Here is a 16,589-nt window from a genome sequence, read left to right on the forward strand (position 1 = left end):
GAGATGGCAAGAATGAAATTTTTCGTAGATACTAATAGATGTATCAGTTGCTTTGGATGTCAGGTCGCTTGCTCTTCGGCTCACGAGCTCCCCGTGGGGCTCTACCGCCGCAAGGTCATCACGCTAGATGACGGCGTAGAGGGCAAGGAAGTATCGACTACGATAGCCTGCCAACACTGCACCGACGCTCCTTGCGAGCAGGTGTGTCCGGTAGATTGCTTTTATATCAGAGCCGACGGTATCGTGCTTCACGATAAAAACAAATGTATCGGCTGCGGATACTGCCTCTACGCGTGTCCGTTCGGTGCGCCGCAGTTTCCTAGGGACGGGGCGTTTGGCATCAAAGGCGCTATGGATAAATGCACTATGTGCGCCGGAGGTCCGGAGGAGACGAACTCTCACGAGGAGCTTCATATGTACGGCCAAAACCGTATCTCGGAAGGCAAAGTCCCTATGTGCGCCGCCGTTTGCGCTACAAATGCGTTACTCGTCGGCGACGCCGCAGAGGTATCAAACGTATATCGCAAGCGCGTTATGCTAAGACAAGCGGGCACTACTATTTAACTTAAATTCGGGGGCGACTCGCTCCCGAAATTTCTTTCAAATTTTACTTTTTAAATTTTCTCAAATTTCAAAACCGGATTAACTTGATAATCAAAAGACGGCTTCTTGATATGACTAATACTTGATAGCCGTTTTTATTTTCGCTAAAGTTTTATAATGCTAAAATAGGCCTTTAAAACATAATTTTTTCGGAGTTTTTATGAATAAATTTTTAAAATTTATACTTGCGCTTTTTATCCCTTTTATGCTAAATGCGGCCGACTCCGATTATGACTCTGAGATACAAAGCATAAAAGACTCTTTCGTGAGTATCATACAGCAGTATAAAGAGGGCAAGATCGACGAGGCCAAAACCGCCACGCAAAACGCGTATTTTGGACATTTTGAAAACATCGAAGCGGCGATCAGGGTAAATTTTACTCGGGAAAAAGCCTACTCGATGGAGTCTAAATTCGGCAAAATCCGCAAAGCCATCATCGCTAAAAAACCCGTAGAAGAGATACAAGCGATAATGGACGAGCTAAGCAAAGAGATGGATGAGGTTTTGCCTATCATAAACACGGGCCATAAGCTAGTTGGCGAGTACTCCGATCCTAAAAACGCAGACGTCTCCGAGACCTCGTCCGAGGCTCCGGTAGCTAGCCAAACTACGGCGCAGCCTGCCGGCGGTATGGCTATAGAGCCGCACTGGCAAGTGGTTTATAACGACATAAAAACCGCTCTCGAAGCGGCTGCGGCGGCTTATGAAAAAGGCGACAAAGACGCCGCAAAGCAGCAGATAAATAATAAAGCCAAATTCGAGCTATATCGCAACACGAAGTTAGAAGAGGCTATTCGTAGGTTTATAAGCGGCGGTCAAGGCATCGACGGCGACATCCAAAAGCGAATGGGCTCGGCGATAATCGCGATAAACAACGACATCTCGGCCGATGTGCTAAAGTCAAATTTGGAGGAGCTTGACGCGCTGATATACGAAAACGTCGCCAAGCTGCCTATGGACTCGGGCTCGTTAGCTACCAACGTAGTTTTGCCCGATAGCGCCGAGGATGACGCGGCTACGGACTTTGCGCCCGTCGTTGCTAACATAAAGGCTAAAATCGCAGAGGCCATTAAAACATATGCCGCAAAAGACGTAGCCAAGGCTATGAGCGATGCGCAGGACGTATATTTTGACGAATTTGAAGCAAGCGGTATGGAAAACAAAGTAGGCGCGATAGACGTCGGCCTAAAAACTAGGATAGAAGGAAATTTCGGCGAAGTAGTCGCGCTGATGAAAGCGGGCGTGAGCGTCGAGAGACTCCAGCAAGCAGCCGATAACCTAGGCGCAAATTTAGACGCCGCGCTGGAAAAAACAAGCGGCAGCAGTTCGCCTTGGGCGCTATTTGTTTATGCGTTTACGATCATACTTCGTGAGGGATTTGAGGCGCTCATCATCGTAGCGGCCGTCGTTGCCTATCTACTAAAAACGGGCAACGAAAAACGTATGAGTATCGTTTATAGCTCGCTTGGCGTGGCAGTGGTTTTAAGCTTTGTTATGGCGTGGATTATGAATTTGATATTTGCCGGCGCTGCTGGTCAAAAAAGAGAGGTGATGGAGGGTGCGGTGATGCTTATCGCCGTAGGGCTGCTCTTTTACGTCGGTTTTTGGCTGCTTTCAAACGCAGGCGCGAAAAAATGGAGCAAATATATCCAAAGCCACGTCAGCGAGTCGATATCCGCAGGCTCGGCCAAGGCGCTTTGGTGGACAGTATTTTTAGCCGTATTTAGAGAGGGTGCGGAGACCGTGCTTTTTTATCAAGCGCTGATTTTCGACGCCAAAGATAGCGCGGGCTACTCGATGATCGCGCTGGGATTTGTAGTAGGTCTTATCGTCTTGCTCGTTACTTACTACGTGTTTAAAATTTTTGCTATAAAAATACCGATCAAGCCGTTTTTCTTGGTCACTTCGGCGATCATCTTTTATATGTCGATCGTGTTTGTGGGCAAGGGGCTTATGGAGTTCGTCGAGGGTAAAATTTTCGTTCCGACCAAGATCGATGGCTTCCCGACTATCGAGTGGCTGGGCATTTATCCGTATTACGAGAGCCTAGTGCCGCAGGCTATTATGATAGCGGCGCTAATCATCGGTGTGATCATAATGAAAAATAAGCAAGCCAAAGAGGCTTAAATTTGACGTTTCCAGCTTTCGCGGGTTGCTGCGAGGCTTAAAAATAAATTTACAAACCAATTAAAGGAGAGAACATGAACAAATTTGTTAAAACAGCTTTGGCGTTCAGCCTTGCTGCTTCAGTTGCCGTAGCAGGCGAGTTTCCTATCGGCGATCCGGTAGAGATCAACGGTATGGAGATAGCTGCTGTTTATCTAGAGCCGATTGACATGGAGCCAAAGGGCATCGACCTAGCTCCGAGTAAAGCCGATATCCACCTAGAGGCCGACATCCACGCTATCGAGGGAAACAAAAACGGTTTTGCGGCGGGCGAGTGGATTCCTTATCTAAAAGTTAGCTACGAGCTAAAAAACCTAGATAACGGCAAAGTAAAAAAAGGCACATTTATGCCTATGGTCGCTCAAGACGGCCCTCACTACGGCGCTAACCTAAAAATGGACGCTGGCGTGGGCAACTACGAGCTAAAATTTATGATCGACAATCCTGAAAAACAAGGCTTTGGTCGTCACGCGGACAAAGAAACGGGCGTAGGCAAATGGTTCGAGCCTTTCACTACGACTTATAAATTCCAATACACAGGCGCACCTGGTAAATAATCCGAATTTAGAGCGGTCTCATCCGCTCTAAATTTTACTCAAATTCTCAAATTTTAGGGCTAATCATGTCTATATATTTCGTCCAAGTTATCTCATCGTTACTGGGATTTGTCTTTTTTGCAGCGTTAAACAACGACAAAAAGAGCCTAAAAGCGCTGTTTTTACCTTCGGTTTTGGGTATCGCAGCAGGCATAGTCGTTTTTAAGATCGCTAGACTCACGCTTCACGACGCCGGCGTGAAAATGGTATTTGACGCGGCTACTTTGGTATTTTTGCTAGTTAGCGCGCTTTGGATTTTTATCAAATTTAACCCTGCAAAGATGATAACGTTTTTCGCCTTGGGCGCGGGCTACGGCCTAACCTATGCTCATGCGGGCGCGAATTTCCCGGTATTTGCCGGCGAGCTACTCGATACGCAGTCTATCATCAGCCTATTTTTGATGATATTTGCGTTTTTGCTTTTGCTGATTTTGTTTTTTGTCGTTTCAAATTTAAAAGAGTGCCTCTGCAAGCACGTTTTGAGGACGTTTTCGCTTCTTTCGCTTGCGGTTTTGGTCGTGCAGGCCCTTTCAAACACGGGGCTTGAGTTTATGCGAGCGGGGATGATACCTACATATCCGTGGGCGCTCTCGCTCGTGGCTAAAGGCATTTACTACACGACGTTCTCGCAGTATTTTTTTATAGCTTTGACTCTAGTTTTGGCGGTTATAAATTTCAAAAAACGCCCGGCCCCGCTCGTAAAATCAGTCGTGGGTTCAAACAAATTTAGATTTAACAACGCGGCTAGAAATTTTATGGCGGCAAATTCCAAAGGCAGTGCGGCGATCGTCGTAACGGCTCTGATTTTCGGGCTTTACTATGACCTGCATGCATCTAGGCCGCCCGAGATCTCTGATCCCATCATCGTCGAGCCGGTAAATAATGAGTTTAAATTTGACGTGGCAAAGCTAGCCGACAACGAACTTCACCGCTACGCCTACATAAACGACGAGGGCAGGGAGATAAGATTTTTTCTTTTAAACCGCTTCGCCGACCGCGCTTCGCCGATCATCGTCTTTGACGCGTGCGCGATATGCGGCGATATGGGCTACGTCAAAAAGGGCGCCGATCTCATCTGCATCTCGTGCAACGTGCGCATTTTCTTGCCGTCGGTCGGCAAAGAGGGCGGCTGCAACCCGATACCTATGCCTTTCGAATTTGACGGTAAATTTATAACCGTTACGCTCGACACCATCCAAAACGGCGCGAACTACTTCTCAAAAGTCATCGAAAAGATGGTGCTAGATCCGGTAAGCCGCAACAAGGTGAGCAACCAAAACTCAAAATCGTATCTATACTACAACAGGACGTATTTCTTTGAGAACGAAAAAACTCAGGCGGAATTTGAAGCCAACCCTGAAAAATACGTCGACACGAACGGAACTCTAAAATGAAAAATATGCAACTAAGGCTCATAAAAAGCTCGATCACCGGCTCGAAAGTGCAAAAAGGAATGGCTTTCATCACCATACTTTTGGCGACGGTTTTGATCGCTTGTATGCTAAATATCACGCTAAAAATCGGCGATCAGATCGCTAGCGAGCTGCGCGGCTACGGCTCAAACATCGTCGTCTTGCCAAAGGGCGAAGCGCTAGCCATCGAGATCGAGGGTAAAAATTTCACCCCGCTAAAATCGCAAAACTACCTAAACGAAGAGGATTTGCATAAGATCAAGGAAATTTTTTGGCGAAACAACGTCGTGGCTTTTGCGCCGTTTCTAAACGGCGAAGTAAAAGACGCTAGCGGCGAAAAATATCAAATCACGGGCACTTGGTTTGATAAATTTGCCGGCGTAGCCGACGAGCCCGAGTTTAAAACGGGCGTGAAAACGCTGTTTGGCTTTTGGGCGGTCGAGGGCAAATGGATAGAGGACGATGACGCGCAAAACGTACTCGTGGGCGAAAATTTAGCCGCAAAGCGAAATTTGAGCGTCGGCGGCGAGCTAAATTTAAACGGACGTAGCGTAAAAATCGCAGGTGTGTTAAAAGGAGCCGGCGAAGAAAGCTATAAAATCGTAACCTCGCTAAAGCTAGCTCAGGAGCTTTTAGGTAAGCCCGGACAATACTCAAAGGCTGAGGTTTCAGCGATGACGATCCCGGAAAACGACCTCTCCGTCAAGGCCAGGCGAAACCTCGATAATCTAGACAGCGCCGAATACGACCTGTGGTACTGCTCGGCCTACGTTAGCTCCATAGCCTATCAGATCGAGGAGAACTACGCGGGCGTCGCGGCAAAAGCGATGATGCAGGTAAGCGACGCCGAGAGTAACATCGTGAAAAAAATCCAAAGCCTGATGGGTATCGTTAGCATCATCGCGCTTGCGGTCGCGTCTATCGGCATCACATCGCTGATGACCAGCGAAATTTACAGGCGCAAAAAAGAGATCGGCCTGCTAAAAGCCATAGGCGCGAGCAACTTTGAAATTTACGCCCTTTTTGCGAGCGAAAGCCTGGTCGTGGCGTTTTTTGCGGGCATTTTGGGGGCGTTTTTAGGCTACGCGCTAAGCTACATAATCGCTTACAGTATCTTTGGCTACGGCATCGGCATCGCGTGGATCGTGCTTCCGCTTAGTATCGCTTTTGCGCTGCTTATCTCGATCGCGGGCTCGCTCGTGCCGATGAGAAGCGTCGTCAAACTCTTGCCTGCGGAGGTGCTATATGATCGCAAATAAGGGCTTTTTTTATAACGTTATCTTTAAAAGCCTGCGCTTTGGCACGGCCAGAGTAGGCGTCATCATTGTTTCGATCCTGCTTGGCGCGTGCGTGACGGCGGCGTTTGTAAACGTATATCTGGATATCGACTCAAAAGTAACGAAGGAGCTAAAAAGCTACGGCGCAAACGTGGTTTTTGCCCCCGCAGACCCGGTTAGCGACGCGATAGACGAGGCTAAATTTAACGAAAAGATCGCCAAAATCTCAAGCGATAAGCTAATCGGGCAGAGCGGATATCTTTTCACGCAGGTAAATATTGGTCCTACGACTGCGATCGCCATGGGCGTCAAATTTAGCGATCTAACGCGGGTTAAGCCGTTTTTGGAGGTTAAAGAAGGTCAGGGTATAACGCTTGATTTTGACGAGAGAAACGCGCTAATCGGCACCGATCTAGCCAAACAAAGCGGCTTTAAGGTCGGCGACGTGATCGAAGTAAGGCAAATCGGCGCGAACGCGGGCGAAAAGGTAAAGATCCGCGGCATCGTGCAAGACGGCGACAAGGAGGACTCTTTGCTCATCATCTCGCTATCTCTAGCGCAAAAGATAGCAAACGAGCCAAATACGCTAAACTACGCCGAGGCCGTAGTAACGGGCAAATTTGACTACATAAGCGAGCTTGGCAAGAGTCTTAGCGACGAGCAAATTTCCGTTAAGCCAGTGGCTAAAATTTCAAAATCAGAGGGCCTAATTTTGGATAAGATTAAGCTTTTGATGGCGCTTGTTAGCTTTGTTATCTTGCTCATTACCTCGATGTGCGTAAACACGACGCTAAGCGCGATTTTATTTTCGCGCTCAAAGGAGATCGCGCTGCTTAGAGCGCTGGGAGCTAGCAAGAAAAACGTGTTAAATTTATTCGGCGTCGAGACCTTCGTCACGGCGTTTGCGGCGGCTTTGGCGGGCGCGATTTTAGGCTACGGCTTAGCGCAAATTTTAGGCTACGCGATTTTTGATTCGAGCATCGATTTTAGATTTATGAGCATACCGATAGCGATGGTTATCTCGCTCGTTTTTGCGGGCGTGGCCTCGATCTATCCGATCAAACGGGCGCTAGAAAATAATATGGCCGATATTTTAAGAGGAGAATAATATGCAGTACGCGATAAGATTAAACGGGATAGAAAAAAGATTCGGCGAAGTAAGAGCGCTGGAGGGCATTACCTTTGACGTAAACGCCGGCGAGTGGGTCAGCATAATGGGCCCGAGCGGCAGCGGTAAAAGCACGCTGGTAAATATCCTCTCGCTGATGGATGAGCCGACCGCGGGCACATACACGCTAGGTGGAGATGACGCTAGCAGGCTTAGCGACGAGGAGACGCTCAAATTTCGCCGCGAAAAGATCGGGCTGATATTTCAGCAGTTTCACCTCATCCCCTACCTAAACTGCGTCGAAAATGTGATGATAGCGCAGTACTACCACAGCAGCGTGGATGAAGAGGACGCTAAAAAGGCGCTCGAGCGAGTGGGGCTGGGACATAGGCTCGATCACCGTCCGAGTCAGCTTAGCGGCGGCGAGCAGCAGCGTCTGTGCATCGCACGCGCCCTGATAAACGATCCTGATATCTTGATAGCCGACGAGCCGACGGGCAACCTCGACGAAGCCAACGAACGCGTGGTTTTAGAGCTATTTCAAAAACTGCGAAGCGAGGGCAAAACCATCCTGCTCATCACGCATAACCCTGATCTTGGGCAGTTTGGTGACAAGATCGTCTATCTAAGGCACGGCAAGATGGAAAACATCCACTACGTGAGCGATGGCGAGCGTGCGGATGCATGCGAAAAAATGGCCGTTTGGTCAAATAACGAGAGCGCTTTTGCGACGGTTTAAATTTGGGAGCATTATGATAAAAAGATATATATTTTCGATTTTCGTAGCCGCGTTAGCTGCGGTGTTTGTAGGTTGCGGCAACAACGGCTTTGATAGGCACCACATCAGCCTAAATTCGCCAAAGGGCGTGGATACGCACTATTTTCCCGAGGGCAGACGACTTAAAACCGACGGCAAGCCATATATGCTATTTTTCTTCGGCACGTCTTGCGGCGCTTGCGTGGCTCAAGCCCCGATCGTAAATGAAATTTACTCGGAGTTTAAGGATAAATTCGGCGTTTACGGGATATTCGGACCTAGTCTTGGCTTTGATAAGGATATCGATATGGTGAAGCAGCACCATATCGTCTACGACGTGATTAGCGATAAAATTTCGGTCGATTATTTTAGCAAGGCGGTGGGCGGCGTGATGGGCGTGCCCGCGATCTTCGTCTTTGACGGCGAGGGCAATCTCAAAAAGCGCTTCATCGGCCTCACGCCTAAAAATACGCTGATGAATGAGATTAAGTTGATATTATAAATTTACTTAAACGTAAAAATTTAGTAGTAAAATACGCTTAAATTCGATTTTAAATTTGACCCGCCGACGTTAAATTTACGGCGGGCAAATTTACGCAAGGAGATGCGAAATGAAACTAAAAATCTTCACTATTTTGCTATTTGCGATTTTTCTCGCAGGATGCGGCGAGCCTCGCACGCCCGAGCTTTACTCTAGGAGCACGACCCCTATTTTTATCACGAACGGCGACGTAAATAAAACCTCGCGCAGCGTCTATGTTTATTTTAAAAATTCCTCGGGCTACGCAAGCACGCTGGAAAACACCGTGAGAAACAAGTTGTTGCAAAACGGCTTTACGCAAAGCGTGGATCAAAAGAACGCCGACGTCGTGATAATGGGCGATTTTGCCAGCTTGCAGCGCCTTGAACAGCGCGAACGCCCGCGAGTGTATATGAATATGGGTTACGGCTGGGGCGGCTACGGATACAGGCACAGCCTAGGTGTCGGTATGCTCTTTGGCGATCCGTTTGACGATGATTTTTACGATAGGACGGATTATTATCTTTACAGAGCCTTTATCAGCGTGATGATCCGCGCAAACGGCAGCGAACAAAGGACCAATCTAGAGATCGAAAGCGGCCGCAACCTATACTCGCCAAGCTATATAATCCCATATATAGAGGAAAAGGCGGCGACGCAGATACTTGGGTTTTTCTATCCTTAACGGCTTGATTTTTCTTGAAGCGGCTTGTCTCGCGAGCGCTTTTTAATGAGTTTTGTTTTTGCTCCTGCGGCAACCTACATGGTTAGCCTTAGTCGCAAAAACTGCAACAACATTAAAAATCACCTCGCGATGCTTTGCCTTATCGTTTTACGTTCAAATTTAAGGGTCAAATTTGCAAAATTCGGTTTCAAATTTTACGCACCGAGACCTGTATTGCGAAAACATAAATTTAAAATTTACAGCGCGACAGCGCCAAATTTAACCTGCACGCAGTGTCGCCACTTCTCACGTGCAGTGGGGATAGTGAGGGTTTCTGCTTCACAAGCTCGCAGCTGCAAGCAGACGGGGGCGGGTCTGCCTTTAGCAGCTCTCAAAGAGAGTGCGTCTTAACAGTAGCAAACGAAGTGCAGCTAAGCACAAGGCGAGTGCGGAGCACGATGCAAAGGAAAAGGACGCTCTACTTTAGCTTCACTACGTTCGCTACCGTCGCCCTACGGGCTTGAGACCGCTACGCTCGCCTTGCTTAAACTCTCTTTGAGGACTACGAAACAGAGCGAATCCCCTTTCTCCATTAGCAAGGAAGATTGGCTTGCATGAAAAGCTTAAATATAAGACTAAATTTGATCAAACTAAATTTAGCATCTTAAAGGTGCAGGTCTCGGCGGGTAAAATTTACTTTTATCAAATTTAACTTCGCCCAAGTCAAATTTACCGTTGCTTGCAAGCTAAACCGTATCAAATTTAACCGCATAGTTTTTAACTTCGATACGCAATTTTAGCATTATCTATCAAAATAAAATTTATAAATTTTATCTTAATAAAAATCAAGAGATTTTAAAAAATTTTCTATATAATTATGATATGAAAAATCAAAATTATTAAAAAAGGAATTTACATGAGAGTTACTATTGGTTTAGTTGCGGCTGCGACGGCACTGCTCGCAAACGGCGCAAATCCCGACGTCATAAAGCCGGTTAAGGATTTTACGCCTCCGCCGCCTTATACGCCAAACATCGCTCAAAGCGCTTTTCCGGAAAATCAATTCGACCGCGCGCCTAGGGACGATTATTTTTTCGTAACGGATTTGCTCAATAATTCGATGGATAAATTTCATGTAGCGGGCGGATTTTACGGCAGGACGTTTTATGGCTCGGGACTTTTTAAATACCGCGGCGCAAATTTCTATACGATCTTAAACGCGAATTTTTCTAAAGCCAACCGCTACAAAGACGGCGGCGGCAGGGAGTGGAACTACGGCTACGCCAGGCAGGGACAAAGCGCGGTCGTGGGTTTCGTGCCTAGCGAGCTAAGCGAGTTTAGATTTACGCTCGTGCACGACAACATCGACGACGACAAACAGCCTCAGTATCTCATAGACGCCGTTAAGACCGAGCGATACGTCGGTAAATTTAACGCCCGTATCGGCGCGGAAGATCTATCAAATACGCTAAATTTCGAGCTGATGCTGCGCGATATGGAAAGAAAGATCAATAACTATCGCTTAAGGCGCGCACCAAATACGGTCAAGGTAGAGCTGGATAGAAAAATCGTAGACGCCGAGCTAAGATACGATGCAGATCTGGGCGGTTTTCACAATCTTGTCGGCATCAGCTATCAGCACGATAATCACGAGGGCAAAAGATACGTAAAACGGCCGAGCGGCTGGGTTTTTAACGGATATAGATTTGCCGATATCGTAAATAAACGAACGAGGATTTTTGATACGCTAAGCTATAAATTTAACGACTTTCACAAGCTTAGCCTTGCTCTAAACTACGATTGGATGAGGTCGAATTTAAAGGGGCTAAACGAGCCTTATTTCGCGCCGGCCGTGCCGCTAAGGACCGTAAAAGGGCTTATTCGCAGCATTTACGGCTATGATTTTGACGGCAACGTCAAGCAAGACGGCCTAAGCGCCAGCCTAAAATACGATTTTGCGCCAAACGAGCTGGATAGCTACTATGCGGCGCTCGAGAGCTTGCAGCGTATACCGGGCAATATGGAGCGATTTAGCACGCTTTACGGTCCGCTAGATAACGGCTGGATTAGCAACCCGCTGCTAAAACCGGAGCGTCACAACCGCGTAAATTTGGGCTTTACTTACAAAAGCGAATTTTATAAAGAATACTTAAGCTCGCGTCAGGGCGAGGATAGCTTTAGCATAGGCGGGCACTTTATCGCAGACGACGCGCAGGATCTGGTTATCTACGATCGCCGCCACTTAGCCGCGGCTGCGCCGATAAATAAAAACGCCGTTATAACGCGCAACGTCGATGCTAGAATTTACAGCGTAAATTTGCGCGGCGAGTATAATTTCGCGCGAAATTTCGGGCTAAAAGCATCGTTATTTTACAACTACGGACAAAATAAAACCGACGGCAGACCGCTTTATCAGATCCGTCCGTTTGAGGCAAATTTGGCCCTTGACTACAAAGACTACGCGAGCTTTGGCAGCTACAATATCGGCACGGTGGCACGCTACGTAGCAAAGCAAAATAGGGGAGATTTTGATAAAACTACCGGCTTTGGCATCGACAAGCGCGAAGCGGCTAGGAGCTTTGCGACGATGGACGTTTACGGCGGATTTGAGTTTAAAAACAGCTGGGGCGTGAGGCTTGGCGTCACGAATATCTTTGATAAAGATTACGCCGAGTTTATCAGCGGCGAGCACGTAGGGGCGCTGTATCCGAACCCGGTGGTGCGTGCGCCGGGGAGGGCAGTGTTTGTCAGCTTTCACTCTAGTTTTTAAAATTTGAGCGGGCGGCTCGTCTCGTGGGCGTATTTAACGGAGCTAGTAAAAATTTAGCTCGATAGACTAAATGTCTTATCTTCGTTAAATTTTTACGTCGCTTCTGCTTGCAGTTGCGACCGCAAGGGAAGCAAAGCCCTTAAATCCATCTCACGATACTTCGCCTTATAGTTTTGCGTTCAAATTTGAAGTCAAATTTACAAATTTGGTTTCAAATTTTACTCACCGAGACCCGCACCTTGAAAATGCTAAATTTAAACCCGCGACGCTTTGCGTTAGCAAAGCTATGTCGCCACCTCTCACGTGCAGTGGGGTAGGTGGGGGTTTCTGCGTCGCTGCGCTAGCAGCTGCAAGCAGACGGGGGGCGGGTCTGCTTTGCAGTTGCGAGTGCATAGCACGACGCAAAGGAAAAGGGTGCTCTACTTCGCTTCGCTCGTAGCTGTAAACAGAGCGTAAGTAGGTCTGCTCTGCTTCGCATTCTGCTCGCAGCTTTTGGGGAAGCAGTTACGAGCCGCAGGCGGTCTTAGCCCCATAGGGCGACAGTAGCGACCGCAAGGGAAGCTAAGTAAAGCCCCTTCCGCCACCCAAGAAAAAGAGAAAGCTGGATACAAAAAGGAAGCTCTTTTGCATCGCTACGCTTTCAACTGTAAAATAGAGCGTAATTCAAGCTGCTTTTTCCTTAACAAGTAAAGCTAGCGTGTTACAAAAAAGTTGGATTTTAAAAATTTGAGTATTTAAATTTAACAACCCAAATCAATAAAATTTCAAAATTTAAATCAAGATTTTGGATTTAAATCTTGGATATAATTATCAAAAATGAGTTGAGGTAAAGTCAAATTTGCCTCGCGTAAATTTAGCATTTTAGCGGTGCGGGTCTCGGCCGCCTAAATTTAACAAATTGGGCGTTCAAATTTGCAGAGTCGCGCGACGCGACAAGCTCAAATTTAACTTTGGATTTTAAATTTGGCTAACTAATGGCTAAATCGGCATCAAAATTTAATCTGGCACAATCTCGCACAGGCAATAAATTTGACAGCCGTGACGGCAAATTTTAGCCCAAATTTAACCCGCGAGCTAAAAAAGCAAAGCGTAAATTTAAAAATAGAATTTTAATACAAGGAGAAAGTTATGAACAGAAGAGGATTTTTAGGGCTCGGCGCGGCGCTGGGCGCGACGGCTTTTGCGCCGAATTTGCTTGCTAAAGAGAGGTTTGACGTGTGGGGGATGCCCGCGATCCCCAGCACGATGCTGGCCGTGGCGACTCTGCAAGGCGAGCTAAACAAAACTCACGATATGAAGCTAAGGATCTGGAACAGCCCCGATCAGCTGCGCGCCGGCGTGGCTAGCGGCGAGATGAAACTAACCGCGGCGCCTAGCAACGTGGGCGTAAATTTGGCTAATCAAGGCATAAATTTCAGGCTGCTAAACATTATGACTAACGGCCTTCAAAACATCATCGTTAAAGACTCTAATATCAAAAGCATCGAGGATTTGGTCGGTAAAAAGCTAATCATGCCGTTTAAAAACGATATGCCCGATATCGTGCTACGCGCTATTTGCAAAAAACGAGGCGTAGATATCTCTAAAATCGAGATCAACTACGTTCAAACCCCGCCGGAAGCCATAGGGCTGTTTTTGCAAAAAGATTTCGACGCAGCCCTGTCGATCGAGCCGATGAGCTCGGCTGCGATACTGCGCGGTAAAAAAATGGGTGTAAACGTGCGCGTGGGCTTTGAGCTGCCCGAGGTTTGGGGCGAGAGCTTCGGTATCAAGCCCTATATCCCGCAGGCAGGTCTCATCGTGGATCTAGACTACTATAACGCAAACAGAGAGGTTTTTGAGATATTTCACAAAGACCTGCAAAACGCTCTAAAATGGATCCTGGAAAATAAACAAAGCGCGGCTAAAATCGGCGCACAGTATCTGCCGGCTCCGGAGCCTGCGCTGGCAAACGCGTTTGAGCGTTCAAATTTGACCGTGACGAAGGCTAAGGATTTAACGGACGAGCTTATGAGCTTTTTTGAGGTGCTTTTTGAGCTAAATCCTAAGCTTCTCGGCGGTAAAATGCCTGATAAGAGCCTGTTTTTATGATACTTATCGATAACGTCAAAAAAGACCGCGGTGCGTTTTTAAAGGTCGCTGACTACCTTTGGGGCGGCTTTAGCGGTCTTGCCACGATAGCGCTTATTATCGCGCTTTGGCAGATCGGCAGCGAGCTGGGAGGGGAGTTTTTGCTCCCCGCGCCCGAGGCGGTTTTTGTGCGGGCTTACGAGCTTTTGGCGGATTACAAAAACAGCGAGATAAATATCACTCTCGTGCGCTCGCTAGTCGGAGTCGGTACGGCCTGTGCCATCGGTATCACGCTAGGTCTAGTTGCGGGCGCTTATAGAAGCTTTGCCGCGTTTTTAAAGCCCGTTATCACGACGCTGCTTTCTATGCCGCCTATTATTTGGATCGTTTTAGCTATATTTTGGTTCGGGTTTGGAAACGCGAGCACCGTCTTTACGATCATTATCACGGTTTTGCCGCTAACTTTTGCCAGCTCGATGGTAGGCATGATGAGCGTTAGCGAGGAGCTAAAGGAGATGTTTGACGCGTATAAACTAGGCGTTTGCAAAAAGATTCGCCACCTATACGTTCCGCACCTAACCAGCCATATCATCAGCTCTTTAAGCGTCGCCGTGGGTATGGGCGTAAAGATCGTCATCATGGGCGAGCTGCTAGGCGCAAACGACGGTATGGGCGCTAAGATCGCAAGCGCTAGAGTGATGCTAGATACCACCGAAGTGATGGCCTACGTCGTGCTTACTATCGCTATCATTATGCTTTTTGAGTATCTGGTTATCGAGCCGCTAAAGATCACGCTAATGCCGTGGAAAAGGTAGTTTGCTATGCTGGAACTTCAAAATTTAGAATACGAAATTTTACGCGACAAGGTCGTGCGCGATTTTAGCCTAAAGGTCGGCGCGGGCGAAGTGGTGACGCTATTTGGCGCGAGCGGCTGCGGTAAAACAACGATCCTGCGCCTGATATCGGGGCTTATCGATCCGCGCAAAGGTAAAATAATCAATAAATTTAACAAAACGACCTATCTCTTTCAGGAAAATCGCCTGCTCGAGTGGAAAAACGCGCTCGATAACGTGCTGCTCGTGATGGATGAGCCTGACGAAAAGACCGTGCTAGAGCTCTTTGCTAGACTTGGCTTAACCGAAAAAGACGCGTTAAAGTACCCTGACGAGCTAAGCGGCGGTATGCGCCAAAGGGTTGCTTTCGTGCGGGCGATCGTGACAAAGCCTGATTTGCTGCTGATGGACGAGCCGTTTTCGGGGCTTGATTATGATATGAAAGAAATCCTGATAGACATCGTCACGCGCCGCGTCGAGGAAGGTATGAGTGTAGTGCTGGTAACTCACGATAGGATGGAGGCGGCCAGGATGTCTAGTAAAATTTGCTTTTTAGCGAGCAAGGGCGCGGTGATCGAGCGCGAGCTAGAGCTTGACCGCGCCTTTTCGCAGCGGGATTTTGCCTACGCTAGCGGTGTGATAGACGAAAATTTTAAAGGAAAAATTTATTATGATTAACGACTTTTTCACTCATCCGATGAGAATTTTTTTCCTTACGAGTGCGGTTTGCGCGGTGCTAGGCGGGGCGATATTTTTTACGCCCGTAGATTTCGTCAGCTGGCACAAATTTATCTTTTTGCACCTTGTTGCAGCCCTTGCGTACGCGGGATTTTTGCTGACGGGGCTAACGGACTGGACGAATTTCGGAGGTTCGTTTAAAGCTCACGCCTACGCTATGTTTTCGTTTTTTGCGGCGGGTTTTTTTAGCGCGTTTTTTAGCCTGTTTGCGGCTCATTTTTTTATGGCGCTTTTTTGGGCGTATCTAGCAGGGCTTTGCGTCTATATGATCTGGCTTGATAGAAACGACGATCAGCTGGGCGTTTTAGCATTTTTACTCGGCATTTTGGGATTTGAGATTTACTATCTGATTAGCGGTGAGGAGAAATTTTTAAATTTACAAATCCACCTGCACGTTATCGCGATTTTGCTCGTATCTTTTCGAGTTAGCGTGGTGCTTGGCAAAGAGGCGCTAAACCGCGAGCCTGGCATGCAAGACGCGGCTTTCGTGCCAAATTTCGTTTATAAAAACATCGCGATCGTGAGCGTTTGTGCGTTTTTGCTAGTTAGCTTGTTTTTTGAAGGCAGCAAGGCTATAAATTTCGCCGCGATAGCCTGCGGTAGCGCGATTTTAGCCAAGCTAAAAGAGTGGCACTACAAGGAGCTTTTGCGTCATAGCTTCGTGATTTACTACTACTTGATGCAGCTTTTGCTGGCCGCGGCGTATATCCTTTACGGCGCGAGCGGGATTTTGGGGCTAGGGCTGGAGGCGAACATGCTGCACGTCATCGCGCTAAACGGCATTATCTTTAGCATCATGCTTATCTTTAACATCGCGGGTTTGCGCCACAGCGGGCAGGAGCTTGAGTTTTTGCGCCTTAGCAAGATCGCCTTTGCGCTTGTTATTGCCGCAGGTGTTTGCAGAGACTTTTTAGCTTACGTTTGGAGCGGATTTTACATCCATGTGCCCGCAACTCTTATCGCCGTAGCCTTCGCGCTTTGGTTTATCGATTTTTATAAAATTTTTAGAGATAATGAATTCTCGGGCGATCCGGAGTAAAATTATTTTACTCCGGAGCTAAATCTTTAAAATGC

15 protein-coding genes are annotated in these 16,589 nt (G+C 47.5%); all 15 read left to right on the forward strand.

The window, feature by feature from the left end:
- Positions 1-3: 3 nt before the first annotated feature.
- Positions 4-564, forward strand: coding sequence for a formate dehydrogenase FDH3 subunit beta (fdh3B, locus tag CRECT_RS01480; protein WP_002945277.1), 561 nt, complete (start codon positions 4-6; stop codon positions 562-564).
- A gap of 199 nt (positions 565-763) precedes the next feature.
- Positions 764-2,731: an FTR1 family iron permease gene (locus CRECT_RS01485; RefSeq protein ID WP_002945321.1), complete on the forward strand. Its 1,968-nt coding sequence runs from the start codon at positions 764-766 to the stop codon at positions 2,729-2,731.
- Positions 2,732-2,805: 74 nt separating this feature from the next.
- Positions 2,806-3,327 (forward strand): iron transporter, encoded by a 522-nt coding sequence (locus tag CRECT_RS01490; RefSeq protein ID WP_002945315.1) that lies wholly within the window; start codon positions 2,806-2,808, stop codon positions 3,325-3,327.
- A 65-nt stretch (positions 3,328-3,392) separates the two neighbouring features.
- Complete coding sequence (locus CRECT_RS01495; RefSeq protein ID WP_002945290.1) at positions 3,393-4,760, forward strand: Fe-S-containing protein; 1,368 nt, start codon at positions 3,393-3,395, stop codon at positions 4,758-4,760.
- Positions 4,757-6,037 carry an ABC transporter permease gene (locus CRECT_RS01500; protein WP_002945275.1) on the forward strand — a complete coding sequence of 427 codons (1,281 nt, stop codon included), beginning with the start codon at positions 4,757-4,759 and terminating at the stop codon, positions 6,035-6,037. The genes CRECT_RS01495 and CRECT_RS01500 overlap by 4 nt, the downstream gene beginning before the upstream one ends.
- Positions 6,024-7,163 carry an ABC transporter permease gene (locus tag CRECT_RS01505; protein WP_002945295.1) on the forward strand — a complete coding sequence of 380 codons (1,140 nt, stop codon included), beginning with the start codon at positions 6,024-6,026 and terminating at the stop codon, positions 7,161-7,163. The genes CRECT_RS01500 and CRECT_RS01505 overlap by 14 nt, the downstream gene beginning before the upstream one ends.
- Before the next feature lies 1 nt (position 7,164).
- Positions 7,165-7,902, forward strand: coding sequence for an ABC transporter ATP-binding protein (locus CRECT_RS01510; protein ID WP_002945269.1), 738 nt, complete (start codon positions 7,165-7,167; stop codon positions 7,900-7,902).
- A 13-nt stretch (positions 7,903-7,915) separates the two neighbouring features.
- The gene (locus CRECT_RS01515; protein WP_002945308.1) at positions 7,916-8,422 is read left to right on the forward strand and encodes a TlpA family protein disulfide reductase; all 507 of its coding nucleotides are present in this window, start codon (positions 7,916-7,918) and stop codon (positions 8,420-8,422) included.
- A 109-nt stretch (positions 8,423-8,531) separates the two neighbouring features.
- Complete coding sequence (locus CRECT_RS01520) at positions 8,532-9,125, forward strand: complement resistance protein TraT (RefSeq protein WP_002945324.1); 594 nt, start codon at positions 8,532-8,534, stop codon at positions 9,123-9,125.
- Positions 9,126-9,170: 45 nt separating this feature from the next.
- Complete coding sequence (locus CRECT_RS01525) at positions 9,171-9,515, forward strand: hypothetical protein (protein WP_081451681.1); 345 nt, start codon at positions 9,171-9,173, stop codon at positions 9,513-9,515.
- A 505-nt stretch (positions 9,516-10,020) separates the two neighbouring features.
- Positions 10,021-11,874: a TonB-dependent receptor domain-containing protein gene (locus CRECT_RS01530; protein WP_039888466.1), complete on the forward strand. Its 1,854-nt coding sequence runs from the start codon at positions 10,021-10,023 to the stop codon at positions 11,872-11,874.
- A gap of 1,128 nt (positions 11,875-13,002) precedes the next feature.
- A complete protein-coding gene (locus CRECT_RS01535; protein WP_004318711.1) occupies positions 13,003-13,965 on the forward strand; it encodes an ABC transporter substrate-binding protein in 963 nt (320 codons plus the stop codon).
- Positions 13,962-14,759 (forward strand): ABC transporter permease, encoded by a 798-nt coding sequence (locus CRECT_RS01540; RefSeq protein WP_004318840.1) that lies wholly within the window; start codon positions 13,962-13,964, stop codon positions 14,757-14,759. The genes CRECT_RS01535 and CRECT_RS01540 overlap by 4 nt, the downstream gene beginning before the upstream one ends.
- Positions 14,760-14,765: 6 nt before the next feature.
- Entirely contained in the window at positions 14,766-15,455 is a 690-nt protein-coding gene (locus tag CRECT_RS01545; protein ID WP_004318846.1) for an ABC transporter ATP-binding protein, read from the forward strand.
- On the forward strand, positions 15,448-16,554 hold the full coding sequence (locus tag CRECT_RS01550; RefSeq protein ID WP_004318804.1) for an NnrS family protein: 1,107 nt from the start codon (positions 15,448-15,450) through the stop codon (positions 16,552-16,554). Before CRECT_RS01545 ends, CRECT_RS01550 begins: the two co-directional genes overlap by 8 nt.
- Positions 16,555-16,589: the final 35 nt, after the last annotated feature.

Source organism: Campylobacter rectus, from assembly GCF_004803795.1.
Classification (GTDB): domain Bacteria; phylum Campylobacterota; class Campylobacteria; order Campylobacterales; family Campylobacteraceae; genus Campylobacter_A; species Campylobacter_A rectus.

Bases quoted from the DNA above. Each gene is read 5' to 3' on its own strand.
- fdh3B (WP_002945277.1), top strand. From the start codon at position 4: ATGGCAAGAATGAAATTTTTCGTAGATACTAATAGATGTATCAGTTGC.
- CRECT_RS01485 (WP_002945321.1), top strand. From the start codon at position 764: ATGAATAAATTTTTAAAATTTATACTTGCGCTTTTTATCCCTTTTATG.
- CRECT_RS01490 (WP_002945315.1), top strand. From the start codon at position 2,806: ATGAACAAATTTGTTAAAACAGCTTTGGCGTTCAGCCTTGCTGCTTCA.
- CRECT_RS01495 (WP_002945290.1), top strand. From the start codon at position 3,393: ATGTCTATATATTTCGTCCAAGTTATCTCATCGTTACTGGGATTTGTC.
- CRECT_RS01500 (WP_002945275.1), top strand. From the start codon at position 4,757: ATGAAAAATATGCAACTAAGGCTCATAAAAAGCTCGATCACCGGCTCG.
- CRECT_RS01505 (WP_002945295.1), top strand. From the start codon at position 6,024: ATGATCGCAAATAAGGGCTTTTTTTATAACGTTATCTTTAAAAGCCTG.
- CRECT_RS01510 (WP_002945269.1), top strand. From the start codon at position 7,165: ATGCAGTACGCGATAAGATTAAACGGGATAGAAAAAAGATTCGGCGAA.
- CRECT_RS01515 (WP_002945308.1), top strand. From the start codon at position 7,916: ATGATAAAAAGATATATATTTTCGATTTTCGTAGCCGCGTTAGCTGCG.
- CRECT_RS01520 (WP_002945324.1), top strand. From the start codon at position 8,532: ATGAAACTAAAAATCTTCACTATTTTGCTATTTGCGATTTTTCTCGCA.
- CRECT_RS01525 (WP_081451681.1), top strand. From the start codon at position 9,171: ATGAGTTTTGTTTTTGCTCCTGCGGCAACCTACATGGTTAGCCTTAGT.
- CRECT_RS01530 (WP_039888466.1), top strand. From the start codon at position 10,021: ATGAGAGTTACTATTGGTTTAGTTGCGGCTGCGACGGCACTGCTCGCA.
- CRECT_RS01535 (WP_004318711.1), top strand. From the start codon at position 13,003: ATGAACAGAAGAGGATTTTTAGGGCTCGGCGCGGCGCTGGGCGCGACG.
- CRECT_RS01540 (WP_004318840.1), top strand. From the start codon at position 13,962: ATGATACTTATCGATAACGTCAAAAAAGACCGCGGTGCGTTTTTAAAG.
- CRECT_RS01545 (WP_004318846.1), top strand. From the start codon at position 14,766: ATGCTGGAACTTCAAAATTTAGAATACGAAATTTTACGCGACAAGGTC.
- CRECT_RS01550 (WP_004318804.1), top strand. From the start codon at position 15,448: ATGATTAACGACTTTTTCACTCATCCGATGAGAATTTTTTTCCTTACG.